Origin of the sequence: Falsiroseomonas sp. (assembly GCF_051860665.1) — a bacterium.
In the GTDB taxonomy this organism is placed as follows: Bacteria; Pseudomonadota; Alphaproteobacteria; order Acetobacterales; family Acetobacteraceae; genus Falsiroseomonas.
Genome location: NZ_JBHYDM010000042.1, coordinates 22,568 through 37,738, shown reverse-complemented (window position 1 = coordinate 37,738; position 15,171 = coordinate 22,568). Strand labels below are relative to the sequence as shown.

The window sequence follows — 15,171 nt, the reverse complement described above, 5'->3', positions numbered from 1 at the left end:
GACCTGCTGCCACAACGCATCCTCCTCCTGAGGTGAGAAGGATGCACCACTACTCCTCGGGACTACACACCTAGGGCTCAGACCCATAAACTGATTCACTTGTCGGTTGGGATGTGATTCAAGCTCTCTGAAGGAGAGCTGGGATGTCTGGTGAGTTCTGGCTGACGGAGGAGCAATTCGCTCGGTTGGCGCCGCTGCTACCGACGGACACGCGCGGGGTGGCTCGGGTGGACGACCGGCGGGTAATTTCAGGCATCGTGCAGGTGCTGCTGAGCGGTGGCCGTTGGGTGGACGCGCCGGCCTGCTACGGGCCGAAGAAGACGCTCTACAATCGCTGGGTGCGCTGGGCGAAGAAGGGGGTGTGGCAGCGCGCGTTCGAGACGCTGGCGGCAGCCGGTGGACCGCCTGCCGAACTGATGCTCGACAGCACTTGGGCCAAGGCGCACCGCTCGGCGGCAGGCGGAAAAGGGGGGCGCACGCCAACGCCATAGGCCGCTCACGCGGCGGTCCCACGACCAAGCTGCACGCGCTGGTCGATGGGCACGGGCGGCTGGTTGCCTTCGCCATCACCCCAGGTCAGCGCGGGGACGCGCCAGTCGCGGCAGAACTGATCAACCTGCTGCCTGCCTCCGCCACGCTCGCTGCGGACCGCGCCTACGACAGCGATGCGCTGCGCCACCTGCTCATCGCCCGCGGCACCACGCCGGTGATCCCCAACGCCCCCTACCGCAAGCGCCTCCACCCGTTCGACCGTCACGCATACAAGCGCCGCAACCTCATCGAACGCGCCTTCTGCCGCATCAAGGACTTCCGACGCGTCGCCACTCGCTACGACAAGCTCGCCGCCACCTACGCCGCAGCCATCAGCCTCGCCGCAATCGTCGCATGGTGGTTATGAGTCTGGAGCCTAGGCCGCCCGCATTGTGTCGAGGAAGGTGGCGACCTCGCCGCGCAGGCGGGTGGCCTGAAGTGAAAGACCGCTTGCTTCCCGCAGCAGCCCGCCGGCCGAGCTGCCCGCCTCCTGCGCCGCTTCCGCCACGCCGCCGATATGCCCCACCACCTCGCTGGTGCCGCGGGCCGCCTGCTGCACGTTGCGGGCGATGTCGCGCGTCGCATTGCCCTGCTCCTCCACCGCCACGGCGATGCCATTGGCGATCTCCGACATCTCGCCGATCACCTGGCCGATATTGCGGATGGCGGTGACGGATTCGGCGGTCGCCGCCTGGATCTCGCCCACCTTGGCGCCGATCTCGCCGGTGGCGCGCGCGGTCTGCTCGGCCAGGTTCTTCACCTCCGTCGCCACCACCGCGAAGCCCTTGCCGGCCTCCCCGGCGCGGGCCGCCTCGATGGTCGCGTTCAGCGCCAGCAGATTGGTGCGCGCGGCGATGTCGGAGATCAGCCGCACCACGTCGCCAATCTGGTTCGCCGCCGCCGAAAGCCCCTGCACCCTTCCATCCGTCGCCCGCGCCTCCGCCACCGCGCGGCTGGCGATCGCGGAGGAATTCATCACCTGGCGGGAGATCTCGTTCACGCTGGCAGCCAGCTCCTCCGTCGCCGCGGCGACGGTCTGCACATTGGCGCTGGCCTCCTGCGTCGCGCCGCTGGCGGCGCCCGCCTTGTCGCTGGAGCTTTCGGCGAAGGCGGTCAGGCTTCGGGCCGAGCCTTCCATGCGACTGGCGGCGGCCGCCACCTGTTCGATGATGCCGCCGATCTCCGCCTGGAAGTCGCCGGCCAGCCGGCGCATATCGGCCTGGCGTGCGGCGGCCGCGGCGCCTTCCGCGGCGCGCTGCGCCGCCTCCAGCCGCCGGACCTCCAGCGCATTGTCGCGGAAGACCTGCACGGCGCGCGCCATGGCGCCGAGCTCGCCGCCCTTGGTCAAACCTGGGATCTCGGTCTCCAGCCGCCCGCCGGCGAGATCCGACATCGCCCGCGTCATGCGATCGATCGGGCCGGCGATGGCGCGGCCGAGCACCGCCGCCAGCGCCAGCACCAGGGCCAGCACGCCGAGCGCGAGGCCGGCCAGCCAGGCGCGTTCCCGCGCCGCCTCCGCCTCCGCCCCGCTGCGGTCCAGCAGCATTTCGACCACCGCCACCGGCTGCCCCTGGGAATTGCGCAGCGGCTTCAGCATCACCATCACCGGCGCCCCCTCCAGCCGTGCCGACCAGGGGGTCACGGGCTGGGCGAGGGCTGCGCGCAGCGCCGCGTCATCCGCCACGCGGCGGAAACCGCGGGAGGCGCCGACGGTACTCACCGCATCCGGCCGCACCGCATGCACGGCCATGGACAGGCCAGTCGCCTCGCGGATGCGGTTCAGCTCCGCCTCGTTGAAGAGCGTGGCCACATTCAGCACGCCCACCACCTGGCCGCCCTGGTGAATCGGCACGATGGCGGCGACGCCGGTGCCGCTCACCAGTTGCTCCACGCCGCCGCTGGCGGGGCCGCCCTGCAGCAGCGCCACCATATCCGCGCGGCGGCTGCTGATGTCGTCGCCGAAATTGGTCGGGGCATGCGGCCGCAGGAGCGTGATGCCGGGTTGCACGACGACGGACATGTTCGTCACGTCCCCGGCGCTGCGCAGCGCCTCGAAGCTCGGGCCGAGGGCGGCGAGCATGGCCGGCCGGTCCTTCGCCGCCGCCGCGGCCTGGACCTGCGGCAGCGCCGCCAGGGCGCGGGCCAGGATCAGCTGGCGGTGCTGTTCCTCGGCCAGGGCATCGTCCAGCGCCGCCTCGCCCTGTGCCAGGGCCTGGGCGGCGGCGGCGGCGTGCCGCTCCTGCATCGTCCACCAGGTCCAGGCCGAGAGGGCAAGGCAGGCGAAGATGGCCGCCGCGGCGAAGCCGCCGGCCAATTGGACGCGGATGGTGGCCAGGCGGTTCATGCGGCGCTTCCGGGCAGGGTCGGACGCGCAGCCTAGCGACAGGAGCCTAGCTGATCGTAAAGACGAGCCTCACTCGGCGGGGAATTCGGCGCGGATGCGGGCGCTGTGTTCGCCGAGCGCGGGTACCGGGCCGTAGCGGCGGGCCACACCCGCCAGCCGGGCTGCCGGCGCGGCCACCGGCACCGGGCCGCCGGGGGTCTCCACCACCAGCCGCCGCAGCGCGGGATGGTTCGCCAGCTCCGCCACGCCATTCACGAAGCCATAGGCGATGCCCGCCGCATTCAGCCGCGCCGCCGCGGCCTCCCGCGTCAGCGTCGCGAAAGTCCTGGCGACATGCGCATCGACGGCGGGGCGGTTGGCCACGCGGTCGTTGTTGCTGGACCAGCCGGGCCGGGTGGCGAGGCCTGGCTCGCCGAGAAAGCCGGCGCAGAGGGCGGCCCATTCGCGCTCGTTCTGGATCGAGATCAGCACCAGCGCGCCATCCTCCGTGGCGAAGGCGCCATAGGGGCAGATGGAGGGATGGGCGAGGCCGACGCGTTCCGGCGCGCGGCCGGTGCCCTCGTAGTAGAGCAGCGGCACATTCATCCAATCCGCCATGCCGTCGAAGAGCGAGACGGCGATTCCGGTACCCTGCCCCGTGATGCCGCGCGTGATCAGGGCCTCCAATACGGCGGCATGGGCGTTCATGCCGCAGGCGATGTCCACGACCGACACGCCGACACGGCCCGGCCCGGCGGGATGGCCAGTGATGGCGGCGAGGCCCGATTCCGCCTGCACCAGCAGGTCATAGGCCTTCATCGCGGCGTAGTCGCCTTCCTCGCCATAGCCCGAGATATCGACGGTGATGAGGCGCGGATGCCTTTCGCGCAGCGCCGCGCTGCCGAAGCCGGCGCGGGCCATGGCGCCGGGGGCGAGATTCTGGATGAAGACATCGGCGCGCGCCAGGATGCGGGCCAGCAGCGCCTTGTCCTCGGGCTGCTTGATATCGAGGGTGAGGGATTCCTTGCCCCGGTTCAGCCAGACGAAATAGCTGGACTGGCCGGCGGCGGCGGTGTCGTAGCCGCGGGCGAAATCGCCCTCGGCGCGCTCGATCTTGATGACCCGCGCGCCGGCATCGGCCAGCTTCACGGAACAGGTCGGCGCGGCGACGGCCTGCTCCATGGCGACGACCAGAAGGCCTTCGAGCGGACGCATCAGCAGTTACTTATGCTTAAGCGTGAATGACTTCGATTCCGTGGAATTCCATCTATCCATCTCCTTTTCGCAAACTTGACAGGTAGCGCTGTCTCGCTCCCGAGCAGGTAAACGTCGAACGGTAACCTCATACAGAGCGCCACAGTGTGGGCAGCTAAAGTCTGGCGCCGTTCCAGAATTCCAGGTTTGAACCAAGATGCCCCCTCCCTTTTTCAATAACTCCGCGGCATGCCCAGGACATGCTCGCCAATGTACGACAAAATCAGGTTCGTGCTGATCGGCGCCACCTGGTACAGCCGCGTTTCGCGGAACTTGCGCTCGATGTCGTATTCCTCCGCAAAACCGAAGCCGCCATGGGTGTTGATGCAGGCCTCGCCGGCGGCCCAGCTGGCCTCGGCGGCGAGCATCTTGCCCATGTTCGCCTCCTCGCCGCAGTTCTGGCCGGCGGCGAATTTGGCGAGGCCCTTCTCGATGATCGCCTCGGCGGCGCGCATCTGGGCATAGGCCTTGGCGATGGGAAACTGCACGCCCTGGTTCTGGCCGATCGAGCGGCCGAAGAGCACGCGCTCCTTGGCATAGGCGCTGGCCTTGGCGATGAACCACTTGGCGTCGCCGATGCACTCGGCGGCGATCAGCAGGCGCTCGGCATTCATGCCGTCCAGGATGTACCGAAAACCCTTGCCCTCGGTGCCGAGCAGGTTCTCCGCCGGGACTTCCATATTGTCGAAGAAGACCTCGCAGGAATTGTGGTTCATCATGGTGCGGATCGGGCGGATGGTGAGGCCTTTGGCCGTCCGCATGTCGACGATGAAGGTGGACAGGCCCTCGGTCTTCTTCGCCACCTGGTCGCGCGGCGTGGTGCGGGCCAGCAGCAGCATCAGGTCGGAATGCTCCGCCCGGCTGGTCCAGATTTTTTGCCCATTCACGATGTACTTGTCGCCCTCGCGCCGGGCGGTGGTGCGGAGCGCGGTGGTGTCGGTGCCGCTGGTGGGTTCGGTGACGCCAAAGGCCTGCAGGCGCAGCTTGCCCTCGGCGATGGCGGGCAGGTACTGCGCCTTCTGGGCCGGGCTGCCATGCCGCAGGATGGTGCCCATGATGTACATCTGCGCGTGGCAGGCAGCGCCGTTGCAGCCGCTGGCCTGGATCTCCTCCAGGATCGCCGCGGCCCCCGCCAGCGGCAGGCCGGCGCCGCCGAATTCCTCGGGGATCAGCGCGGCCAGGTAGCCGCTTTCGGTCAGGGCATTGACGAATTCAGTGGGGTAGCCCCGCCGCGCATCCAGCTCCCGCCAGTATTCGCCGGGGAAGCGGGCGCAGAGCTTGCGGACCTCCTCCCGGATCTCGGCATGCGGATCGGTGGCGGGCTGGTGCATGTCCATCGGTAGCGTCTCCCGGCGTTACACCCGGGATTAAGGCGCGAAAGCGCGCGCGTCTACCGGAGCCCCCTATCGGAGCATCGGCACCAGGCTGGCTACCAGCAGCAGCGCCATGGCGATGTTGAAGGCGCGCAGATGCGCGGGCTTGCGCAGCAGCCTTCCGGTGCCCACGCCGATGCCGGCCCAGACCAGCAGGCAGGGCAGCGTGATGGACAGGAAGACCAGCGAAATCGCCACCACCTGCGGCAGCATCGGCTCGCCCGGCCGGGTGAAGGCCGGCACCACGGCGGCCGCGATCATCCAGGCCTTGGGGTTCACCCATTGGAACAGCGCGCCGCCGACAAACCCCAGCGGAGGCTTCACCGGCCCCTGCCCGACCGCGGCCGGCGGCGGCGCGGTGGCAATCTTCCAGGCGAGCCACAGCAGCCACAGCGCGCCGGCCCAGCGCAGCACCTCATGCAGCACCCGGCTGGCCAGCAGCGGCCCGGCGAGGCCCAGCCCCACCACCAGGATCATTCCCCCGAAGCCGAAGGTGATGCCCAGCATATGCGGCCAGACGCGCCGGAAGCCATGCGCGGCGGCGGAGGCCGCGACCATCAGCACATTTGGCCCCGGCGTGACGGAGGAGGCGATGGCAAAGCCGAAGAGGGGCAACCAGTCCATGCGCCAATCGTGACAGCAATGCTGACGTTCTGGAAGCTCAGTTGGGGGAGAGCGCCATGCGCACCGCGATGGCCTGCACCACCAGCCCATCATGCCCGAGATCGACCTCCGCCGTCAGCACCTGGTCGTCGCTGCGGCGCAGGCGGAAGCGGCAGGTCTCCGCGACCCCCTGCTGCACCGAGGGGCGGCATTCGAAACCGTAGCGCTGCAGCTGGGCCCGCAGCGGGCCGAGATTGGCGCCGGGCGGGTGCGCCGCCAGCAGGTCCCGCTGCAGCCGTTCCGCCCCGGCCCGGGGGCCGGCCTTCACATAGGGCTCCATCTCGGGCCGCGCGCTCCAGCCCCCGCTGAAGAGCTGCGCGCCGAGGACCAACGCGACCAGCAGCAGCAGGCCGGCGATCAGCGCATTGCGCGCCGTGCGCGGCTTCGGATCGGGCCCTGCGGATTGCGGCGGCCCGAGGTCGTTCGCCGGTGGGGGCGCCGGGCGGTACCAGGCGCGCGGCGGCGGGTCCGGTTCAGGCGCGATGGCGCGTCACCAGCCGGCCGGGCTTCTCGCCCGTCGCCCCGCCCTTCTCGCCGAAGCCGGCCCGGAAAGTGGGCACGCCATTGGCCCAGACCTCCTCGATGCCGAGGGAAGGCAGGGTCGGCGTCTCGAAGGTCGCGGCATCGATCACCGTGGCCGGGTCGAAGAGCACCAGGTCGGCATAGGCGCCTTCCGCCAGCGTGCCGCGATCGACGATGCCATAGGCCTCCGCGCAGCGGCCCGTCATCTTGTGCACCGCGGTCTCCAGCGAGAACAGGCCGACATCGCGCACGTAATGCCCGAGCACCCGCGGGAAGGTGCCCCAGAGGCGGGGATGCGGATGGGCGTCGTGCGGGATGCCGTCGCTGCCGATCATCGACAGCGGATGCGCCATGATGCGGCGCACATCCTCCTCATCCATCTGGAAGCTGATCTGCCCGGCGGGCGTCAGGCGCTCGGCGGCCGCCTTGATGTCGCTGTTCCAGCCGCGGGCGATCTCATGCAGGTATCTGCCCGCCATCTCCGGATGCGGCACGGACCAGGTGATCATCACCTTCACATCGTCGCGCAGGCGATCCGGCATCAGCACGGTGGAGCCGGCGGGATAGGGGTAGACGTCGTAGGCCACTTCCTGCGTGCGCGCATATTCGGCGATCAGCGGCAGGGTCTGCGTGGAGCGGCCGAAATTCTCCGGCAGCGAGCATTTGTGGTGGCTGATCTGCACCCCGACGCCGGCCTTCTTGCCGATCTTCATCGTCTCCTCGATCGAGGCCAGGACCTTGTCGGCCTCGTCGCGCATATGGGTGGAATAGAGGCCGCCGGTGGTGCGCAGCGCCTCCGCCACCGCGATGACTTCCTCGGTCGTCGCATGCTTGTTGGGGTCGTAGTAGAGACCGGTGGAGAAGCCGGAGGCGCCCTCGGCCAGCGCCTGCTTCAGGCGCTGGTGCATGTGGTGGATCTCCCGGTCGTTGGCCGGGCGGGCGACATCGCCATCCATGGCTTCCACGCGCATGGTCTGGTGGCCGACCAGGGCGTAGGTGTTCACCTCGCTGCCCTGTTTCCGCAGCGCCTCCGCATAATCGCCGAAACTCGGGAAACGCCACCAGCCCTCGGCGCCGATCAGGTCGAGCGGCGGCGGCGGGGTGCGCTTGAAGGTGGCCGGCGAGAGCGAAACGCCGCAGCAGCCGACGACCACGGTGGTGACGCCCTGGCTGGTCTTGCAGGTGGTGCAGGCAGGGCCGCAGAGCACCGCGCGGTCGTCATGGGTATGGGCATCGATGAAGCCGGGGGCGAGCGCACGGCCGGTGGCGATCACCTCCCGATCGGCGGAGGCACCACCGAGGTCGCCGATCGCGACGATCCGATCGCCCTTCACGCCCAGGTCGCCGCTGCGCCGCGGCCCGCCGGTGCCATCGATCAGCGTCGCGTCACGGATGATGAGGTCGCAGCGGAGCGCCATGCCGGGGGTTCCTTGGATGAGGCTGGGCGATCATGCCAAGGGCAGGGCTGTTCCGATAGGGAGCCCCTGCCCCGCCGGTGCGTTGCAGCCGCATGACCCAGGACAAGACCCAGCCGCCGACCGGCGCCTCCGCCCGCATGAACAGCGCCGACCCCGGCAGCCAGAACACCGCGGCCAAGGTGCAGCAGGGCAGCACGACGCGGAACCCCAAGGCGAAGGTGCCATCGGACCTCTATCCGGACCCGCCGGGGGTGACGGACCAGACCAAGGGCGCGCCCGACGATTGAGCCTGCCGCCGCCAGCGCCGGATACTTCCCGCTCGCATCCAGTCGTGATAGTTCCGGTTACAAACCATCGAGACCGGAGCTCGACGCGGTGGCGGTTCTTCTATGCGTTGCGACGGGCGACTATCTGCATGACTGGCAAGATTGCATACAAAGTCACAGAACCTATTGCGCGGCGCATGGGTATGATTATCGGCTGATCGACCGGCCGCTCAGCGAGCTGCACCCCAAATGGCAGAAATTCGAGGTGGCGCGCGAGATCCTGCGGGGCGGAGACGATGTCCTCCTGATCGATGCCGATGCGCTGATCTCCACGGCAGCCCCGCCTTTCCTGCAGGTGCTGGAGGCCGATCCGTGCTGCGACATCTTCTGCGTGCTTGGCAGGTCCCAGCGTCCCAATAGCGGCGTCATCATGCTGCGCGGCTCGGCCCCCTCGGTGGCCTGCGAATTCCTGACGGATTGCCTCGCGGCGCGCGAACTTCCCCTGCCGGCCGAGGACTTCGTCACCGCCCTGGGCGAGAACGGCCATTTCATCCACTTCCTGAAGAAGCCCCCCTATGCAGGGAAGCTCAAGCTGATCGACGGCGCCTGGAACAACACCGTACCGCCGCCCTTGCCGACGGACTTCGTCACCCACTTCGCCGGCGGGCCGATGCGGAAGTTCCGGCGGCGCCGCCTCTCCGCGCCAGCGGCGGGATAGGGGAGTCAGGCTGCCTCGGTGAAGGCGGGCAGGATGCCCTCCACCAGCAGCGCATGCCGCGTCTGCACCTGGCCCCTGACCCGCGGCACATCGGGGTCGGAGGTCATCACCACCGTCAGCCCCAGCCCGGGCAGCAGATAGACCATCTGCCCGCCATAGCCCCAGGCGAAGATCACCGGCTGGCCCCGCGCCTCCGCGATCCACCAGCCGAGGCCGTAGCTTTGCCCCGACCAGGCCGATTGGCCCCGCGGCCGCCAGGAGTCGCGCAGGAACTCCTCCGGAATCACCTGGCGTCCCGCATGCCGCCCGCCATTGCGGCAGCATTCGCCGAAGGCCAGCAGGGCACGCGGCGAGAGCGCCATCTCATTGCCGCCGAAATGCAGCCCCTGCGGGTCCCGCGTCCAATCCGGCACGGCATGGCCCAGCGGCTGGAACAGCCACTCGGCGGCCAGCTCGCGGATGCTGCGGCGGCTGGCGCGCGCCAGGACGGCCGCCAGGATATGGGAGGTCCCGGTGGAGTAGAGCATCCGCCCGCCCGGCACATCCACCATCGGCCGCGACAGGGCGAAGGCCACCCAGTCCCGGCTGCTGACCCAGCGGCCGTAATTCGCACCCGAGGTCGGCTCCAGCCCCGCCTGCATGGACAGCAACTGGGCGAGCGTGATCTCGCGTACCGCAGGGTCGGCCTCCCGCGGGATGCGGTTGCCGAGGATCGGGGCGATGGGCTGGTCCAGGCCGCGCAGCACGCCGCGCTCGATCGCGATGCCGGCGAGCATGGCGAGGATGGTCTTGGAGGCCGACTTGATGTTGGTCGGCCGGTCGAGACCGGGACCGGCGAAGCTGCGTTCCACCAACGGCGTGCCGTGCTGCGCCACGACCAGGCTGCGCAGGCCGGGCGTGGTGGCGGCACGGGCAATGCCCTCGGCCAGGCGACTGGATTGCGCGCGCGCCGGCGACTGGACCAGCAGCAGAAGGCCGCCGGCCAGCGCCGCGCGTCGGGTGGTGCCAAGGATCATGCGCCAGGATCTGGGCCCGGCCGCCCTGCGCCCAAGGGCGGCCCGGGCGCCGGTTACACCTTGAAAAGGCTGCCGAACCGCAACGGGTTCAGGCGCCGTAGAGCGCCTTTGCCTGATCCGCGCCGATCAGCCCATCCGCCACATCGCGCTCCACGGCCGCACGGTCGCGCTGCTTCGGGTCGCCCATGCCACCGCCGCCCGGCAGCTTCAGCAGCAGCCGCTTGCCCTTGGGCACCACCTGGAACCCCTTGGTGCGGATCGGGGTGCCGTCCGTATGGCCGACCCAGCCGGCCGCGCCGTCGCCGCCGCCGTCCCGGCCCTTGGGCGCATTGGCCACGCGGTCGAAGATGGCGTTCACGGCGAATTCGGCCTCGCCCTTGGTGCCGATCTCCATGACCTTGCCGAAGCCGCCACGGGTGCGCCCGGCGCCGGCCGAGCTCTCGCGGATCTGGTTCTGCCAGAAGATCACGGGGGCGACGTTCTCCGTCGCTTCCACCGGCATGGTGCGCACGCCGGAGGGGAAGGCGGTGCCGTCCATGCCGTCCTTGGTGGGACGCGCGCCGGTGCCGCCGGAGTTGAAGGTGATGATCTCGAAATCCGGCAGCTCCGCCGCCGCGCCGGAAACCTGCGCGCCGCCACGCAAGGGCGGGTTCCAGAGGGCGGAGGAGCCCTCCGCCGTCACCCGGTCCGGCACCGCCTGGTGCAGGCAGCCCATCATCAGGTCGGGCAGCAGCTGGCCCACCACATGGCGGACGGAGACCGGATAGGGCCGCGGCGCGTTCAGGATGCAGCCCTCCGGGATCTCCATGCGGAAGGGCGCAAGCGAGGCCCAGTTGTTCGGAATCTCGGGCGCCACCACCACCTTGATGCCGAAGCAGGAATAGGCGCGGCAATAGGAGGCGGGCACGTTGATGCCGCGGCCGGACAGGCCGGAGGTGCCGGCATAATCCACCACGATCTGATCCGCCTTCACCGTCATCGCGGCCTTCAGCGTGACGGGCGCCTCGTAGCCGTCCGAGGTAATCTGGGCGCTGTAGCTGCCCTGCGGGATCTTCGCGATTTCCTCGAGTGTCGCCTTCAAGGAGGATTCGAAGATGTAGCTGGCCAGCGGGTCCAGGCTGTCCATGCCGAACTCGTCCAGCATCTCCACCAGCCGCTTGGCGCCGGCATCGTTGCAGGCGCAGAGGGAATAGATATCCCCCTCCAGCTCCACCGGCGTGCGGGTGCCGGCGCGGACGAAGTCGAACAGGGTCTCGTTGGGCTTCCCCTGGTCGAAGCACTTCACGATGGGGATATAGAGCCCCTCCTCGAAGACGCTGCGCCCCTCCGGGCCCATGCCGAGGCCGCCGACATCGATGACATGCGCGGTATTGGCAAACAGGCCGACGATCCTGCCGCGCTGGAAGGCGGGCGTGACGACGGTGAGGTCGTGCAGATGGCCGGTGCCGAGCCAGGGATCGTTGGTGATGTAGTGGTCGCCCGGCTTCATCGTCTCGGCGGGGAACTTGGCGAGGAAGTGGCCGACCGATTCCATCATGGAATTGACGTGTCCGGGCGTGCCGGTGACGGCCTGCGCCAGCATGCGGCCCTGCAGGTCGAAGACGCCCGCCGAAAGGTCACCGGCTTCCCGCACCGTGGTGGAGAAGGCGGTGCGGATCATGATCTGCGCCTGTTCCTCCACCACCGCGATCAGGCGGTTCCACTGGATCTGCTGCTGGATTTTCGTCAGGGCATCCGACATCACGCAGCCTCCCCACGGGTGAGTTCCAGGTAGCCGAGCCCATCGACGCGGCAGCGCCAGCCGGGCCCGACCAGGGTGCTGGTCTCGGCTTCGGAGACGATGCAGGGGCCGGGCACGGTGGCGCCCGCGGGCATTTCGGCGCGGTCGTAGACCTGCCAGGCAGCAACCTGGCCCGTGGCCGTGTCGCGCACCTGCTGCACGCGGATCGGCGCGGGGGCGGGCGCATCGGCGACGGGGGCGACCGGCTCCACCGCATCGGCCACCGTCGCGACCGTCACGGCGAAGGAGAGGATCTCCACATCGCTGCCCGGAACCGGCCGATCGTAGAAGCGCGTGTATTCGGCATCGTAGGCCGCGCGAATTTCGGCAATATCCTGCACGGTCAGCGGACGCGCCGGCAGCGCCACGTTGATCTCATGGCCCTGGCCGACATAGCGCATGAAGGCGATGCGATGCTCCTCGGTCGGTGCGCCGAAGGAGCCTTCGGCCACAACGCGGGACGCCTCGGCCGACATCTCGGCCAGCAGCGCGTTCACCGCATTGACGTCGAATGTCCGAAAGCGCTGGTACAGCGACTTCACCACCTCGTACCCGACGGGCGCGCGCAAAAAGCCGATGGCGGAGCCGACGCCGGCACCGGACGGCACCAGCACGCGATCCACGCCGATCTTCTCCGCCACGCGATAGCCATGCACCGGCCCGCCGCCACCGAAGGCGATGATGCCGCGGCCGCCATAGCCTTTTCCCGATTCGATGGCATGGACACGCGCCGCATTGGCCATGTTCTCATCCACCATCTCGACCACGCCGAGCCCCGCCATTTCCGGCGCCAGCCCCAGCTTGTCACCGACATGCGTGGCGAGGGCATCCAGCGCCGGCTGCACATGCAGCTTCAGCGCGCCGCCCGCGAAAAGCTCCGGCTCGTAGCGGCCGAGCGAGAGGTTCGCATCCGTCACCGCCGGCTTGTCGCCGCCGCGGCCATAGCAGGCCGGCCCCGGATCGGCGCCCGCGCTTTCCGGCCCCACCTGGATGCGGCCGAGAGCGTCGAGATGCGCGATGGAGCCGCCGCCGGCGCCGATCTCCACCATCTCGATGACCGGAATCCGCAGCGGCAGGCCCGAGCCCTTCTTGAAGCGGCCTACGCGTGCCACTTCGAAGGTGCGGGACGCCTGCGGCGCGAAATCGTCGATCAGGCACACCTTGGCCGTGGTGCCGCCCATGTCGAAGGACAGGACCTTCGACCAGCCACGCTGCTTCGCCACATGCGCCGAGAAGATGGCGCCACCAGCCGGGCCGGATTCCACCAGGCGGATCGGGAAGCGCGCCGCGGTATCAAGCGTCGTCAGGCCACCGCCCGAGAGCATCATGAACAGCGGGCAGGTGAAGCCACCTTCCGCCAGGCCCTTCTCCAGCCGGCGCAGATAGCTGGCCATCAGCGGCTGCACATAGGCATTGGCGGCGGTGGTCGAAAAACGCTCCCATTCCCGCATCTCGGGCGAGACTTCGGAGGAGAGCGAGATCGGCAGCTCCGGCCACATCTCCTGCACGATCGCGGCGGCGCGCTTCTCATGCGCGGGATTCACGAAGGCATGCAGGAAGCCGATGGCCAGGCTCTCGATGCCCTCGGCGCGCATCACCGCGACCTGGGCGCGCAGCGCGGCCTCGTCCAGCGGCAGCAGGATGTGCCCCTCATTGTCCAGCCGCTCCGGCACCGTCAGGCGCCAGCGGCGCGGGATCAGCGGCTGCGGCAGGTCGATGTTCAGGTCGTACTGGTCGTAGCGGGACTCATTGCCCAGGGCGAGCACGTCCCGGAAACCTGCGGTCGTCAGCAGCGCGGTCCTGGCACCCTTGCGCTCGATGATCGCATTGGTGGCCAGCGTGGTGCCGTGGATGACGAGGGCGATATCAGCCGGCGTCAGCCCCGCCTTCTCCATCACCAGCTTCACGCCATTCAGCACGCCGAGCTCCGGCGCATGCGGCGTGGTCAGCACCTTGCCGGTCCAGCGCTCGCCGTCCCGCTCGACGGCCACATCGGTGAAGGTGCCGCCGATATCGACCGCGAGGCGTGCCCCAACGCTCACTGCGAAGCCTCGCTCGCCCAACGCGTCACGACGGCGCAGGCTTGGGCAAAATCGTCCATCCGCATCGCTTCCTTCGGATTGTGGCTGCCATGTTGGTTGCGGACGAAGATCATCCCCGCCGGGATGCCCGCCATGGCAAAGGCCGCCGCATCATGGCCGGCGCCGCTCGCCATCGCCAGATGCTTCACGCCCAGTGAATCGGCGGCGCGCACCAGGCCTTCGCGGATTGCCGCATCCATCGGCGCCGCGCGGCTGGTGGTCTCGGCGCCCAGTTCGAAGCGCACGCCGCGGCGCGCCTCGATCTCCGGCACCGCCTCATACAGCGTCTCCATCAGCAGGTCGCAGCTGCGCGGGTTCACGCTGCGCACATCCAGCTGGAAGCGCGCCTCGCCGGCGATCTTGGTGAAGCCGGCATCCTCCGTCGTGCCCATGACGCAGAAGGTCACGACCAGAACATGGCCCTGCGCCTCCAGCTGCACCCAGCGGTCATCGACGCGATGCGCCAGTTCCGCCAAGGCGATTGCCGCGTCGCGCCGGTATTTGCGCGGGGTCGCGCCCGAATGGTTGTATTCGCCCAGCACGCGCGCGGCGCGCAGCCGGCGCGAACCGGGGATTCCGGTGACGATGCCGACCGGCACCCCCTGCCCCTCCAGCACCGGTCCCTGCTCGATATGCAGTTCGAGAAACGCCGCCGTGTCGTCGCTCGAAAACGTCTTGCCACCACGCTCGACGAAGCCCGGATCAAAACCTTCGTCGCGCATGTGGTCGGCCAGCGAGCGGCCATTGTCCTGCCGCTTCACCGCCAGCTCCTCGGCCTTCAGCAGGCCGAGCGCGCCGCGCGAGCCGGGGTAGCTGATGGGAAACCAGCTGCCCGCCTCCTCCGCCCGCACCGCCACCACCGTCACGTCGCGCCCGGGCACGAAGCCCGCGCGCTTCATGCCCGCCACTGTCGCAAGCCCGCAGAGCACGCCGGCGGCGCCATCGAAATTGCCGCCCTCCGCCACGCTGTCCAGGTGGCTGCCCAGCAGCACCCGCTTCGCCTTGCGGTCGCTGCCCGGCAGGGTCATCAGCAGATTGCCCACCGGGTCCGCACGGCATTCCAGCCCGATCCCCTCCGCCGCTGTGCGGACGATCTCATGCGCGCGCCGCTCGCCGGCGCCATAGGCATCGCGCGTGATGCCGACGCCGTCGAAAGTCGCCGCGCGCAGATCGTCGAACAGGCGCGCCGCCAGTTCGACATCGGGGGAAAGGTTCGGGATCACGTC

13 protein-coding genes are annotated in these 15,171 nt (G+C 69.4%); 3 read left to right on the top strand and 10 right to left on the bottom strand.

Annotated elements, in window-relative coordinates; translation table 11 throughout:
- The first annotated feature begins 143 nt into the window (after nt 1-143).
- Nucleotides 144-898, top strand: a protein-coding gene (locus ACTIF1_RS24535) for an IS5 family transposase (RefSeq protein ID WP_439599087.1) whose coding sequence is annotated in 2 segments (ribosomal slippage) — nt 144-476 and nt 479-898 — 753 coding nt in all. Because the reading frame shifts where the segments join, the coding sequence is not laid out codon by codon here.
- Between the two features lie 9 nt (nt 899-907).
- Here the strand turns inward: ACTIF1_RS24535 and ACTIF1_RS24530 are convergent.
- The 6 genes from ACTIF1_RS24530 to ACTIF1_RS24505 form a co-directional block, all read right to left on the bottom strand.
- Nucleotides 908-2,875: a methyl-accepting chemotaxis protein gene (locus ACTIF1_RS24530; RefSeq protein ID WP_439599086.1), complete on the bottom strand. Its 1,968-nt coding sequence runs from the start codon at nt 2,873-2,875 to the stop codon at nt 908-910.
- Nucleotides 2,876-2,944: 69 nt separating this feature from the next.
- Entirely contained in the window at nt 2,945-4,069 is a 1,125-nt protein-coding gene (locus ACTIF1_RS24525; protein ID WP_439599085.1) for a CaiB/BaiF CoA transferase family protein, read from the bottom strand.
- 212 nt (nt 4,070-4,281) lie between these two features.
- On the bottom strand, nt 4,282-5,445 hold the full coding sequence (locus tag ACTIF1_RS24520; RefSeq protein ID WP_439599084.1) for an acyl-CoA dehydrogenase family protein: 1,164 nt from the start codon (nt 5,443-5,445) through the stop codon (nt 4,282-4,284).
- Nucleotides 5,446-5,511: 66 nt separating this feature from the next.
- The gene (locus ACTIF1_RS24515; protein WP_439599083.1) at nt 5,512-6,105 is read right to left on the bottom strand and encodes a LysE family translocator; all 594 of its coding nucleotides are present in this window, start codon (nt 6,103-6,105) and stop codon (nt 5,512-5,514) included.
- Nucleotides 6,106-6,142: 37 nt separating this feature from the next.
- Complete coding sequence (locus tag ACTIF1_RS24510) at nt 6,143-6,475, bottom strand: hypothetical protein (protein ID WP_439599082.1); 333 nt, start codon at nt 6,473-6,475, stop codon at nt 6,143-6,145.
- A 142-nt stretch (nt 6,476-6,617) separates the two neighbouring features.
- Nucleotides 6,618-8,084 carry an N-acyl-D-amino-acid deacylase family protein gene (locus ACTIF1_RS24505; RefSeq protein ID WP_439599081.1) on the bottom strand — a complete coding sequence of 489 codons (1,467 nt, stop codon included), beginning with the start codon at nt 8,082-8,084 and terminating at the stop codon, nt 6,618-6,620.
- A 92-nt stretch (nt 8,085-8,176) separates the two neighbouring features.
- On the opposite strand from ACTIF1_RS24505, the gene ACTIF1_RS24500 reads away from it, so the two are divergent.
- The gene (locus tag ACTIF1_RS24500) at nt 8,177-8,371 is read left to right on the top strand and encodes a hypothetical protein (RefSeq protein WP_439599080.1); all 195 of its coding nucleotides are present in this window, start codon (nt 8,177-8,179) and stop codon (nt 8,369-8,371) included.
- Nucleotides 8,372-8,459: 88 nt separating this feature from the next.
- Nucleotides 8,460-9,068: a hypothetical protein gene (locus ACTIF1_RS24495; RefSeq protein WP_439599079.1), complete on the top strand. Its 609-nt coding sequence runs from the start codon at nt 8,460-8,462 to the stop codon at nt 9,066-9,068.
- Nucleotides 9,069-9,073: 5 nt separating this feature from the next.
- On the opposite strand, the gene ACTIF1_RS24490 is transcribed toward ACTIF1_RS24495, so the two are convergent.
- The 4 genes from ACTIF1_RS24490 to ACTIF1_RS24475 all read right to left on the bottom strand — a co-directional run bounded on the left by ACTIF1_RS24490 (nt 9,074) and on the right by ACTIF1_RS24475 (nt 15,168).
- Nucleotides 9,074-10,084, bottom strand: coding sequence for a serine hydrolase domain-containing protein (locus tag ACTIF1_RS24490; protein WP_439599078.1), 1,011 nt, complete (start codon nt 10,082-10,084; stop codon nt 9,074-9,076).
- 88 nt (nt 10,085-10,172) lie between these two features.
- The gene (locus tag ACTIF1_RS24485; RefSeq protein ID WP_439599077.1) at nt 10,173-11,825 is read right to left on the bottom strand and encodes a hydantoinase B/oxoprolinase family protein; all 1,653 of its coding nucleotides are present in this window, start codon (nt 11,823-11,825) and stop codon (nt 10,173-10,175) included.
- Nucleotides 11,825-13,906, bottom strand: a complete 2,082-nt coding sequence (locus ACTIF1_RS24480; RefSeq protein ID WP_439599076.1) for a hydantoinase/oxoprolinase family protein — start codon at nt 13,904-13,906, stop codon at nt 11,825-11,827. The genes ACTIF1_RS24485 and ACTIF1_RS24480 overlap by 1 nt, the downstream gene beginning before the upstream one ends.
- A complete protein-coding gene (locus ACTIF1_RS24475) occupies nt 13,903-15,168 on the bottom strand; it encodes a Zn-dependent hydrolase (protein WP_439599075.1) in 1,266 nt (421 codons plus the stop codon). The genes ACTIF1_RS24480 and ACTIF1_RS24475 overlap by 4 nt, the downstream gene beginning before the upstream one ends.
- Nucleotides 15,169-15,171: the final 3 nt, after the last annotated feature.

Coding starts and splice junctions, on each gene's coding strand:
- ACTIF1_RS24490 (WP_439599078.1), bottom strand. CDS start 10,084: ATGATCCTTGGCACCACCCGACGCGCGGCGCTGGCCGGCGGCCTTCTG.
- ACTIF1_RS24485 (WP_439599077.1), bottom strand. CDS start 11,825: ATGTCGGATGCCCTGACGAAAATCCAGCAGCAGATCCAGTGGAACCGC.
- ACTIF1_RS24530 (WP_439599086.1), bottom strand. CDS start 2,875: ATGAACCGCCTGGCCACCATCCGCGTCCAATTGGCCGGCGGCTTCGCC.
- ACTIF1_RS24525 (WP_439599085.1), bottom strand. CDS start 4,069: ATGCGTCCGCTCGAAGGCCTTCTGGTCGTCGCCATGGAGCAGGCCGTC.
- ACTIF1_RS24520 (WP_439599084.1), bottom strand. CDS start 5,445: ATGGACATGCACCAGCCCGCCACCGATCCGCATGCCGAGATCCGGGAG.
- ACTIF1_RS24515 (WP_439599083.1), bottom strand. CDS start 6,105: ATGGACTGGTTGCCCCTCTTCGGCTTTGCCATCGCCTCCTCCGTCACG.
- ACTIF1_RS24505 (WP_439599081.1), bottom strand. CDS start 8,084: ATGGCGCTCCGCTGCGACCTCATCATCCGTGACGCGACGCTGATCGAT.
- ACTIF1_RS24500 (WP_439599080.1), top strand. CDS start 8,177: ATGACCCAGGACAAGACCCAGCCGCCGACCGGCGCCTCCGCCCGCATG.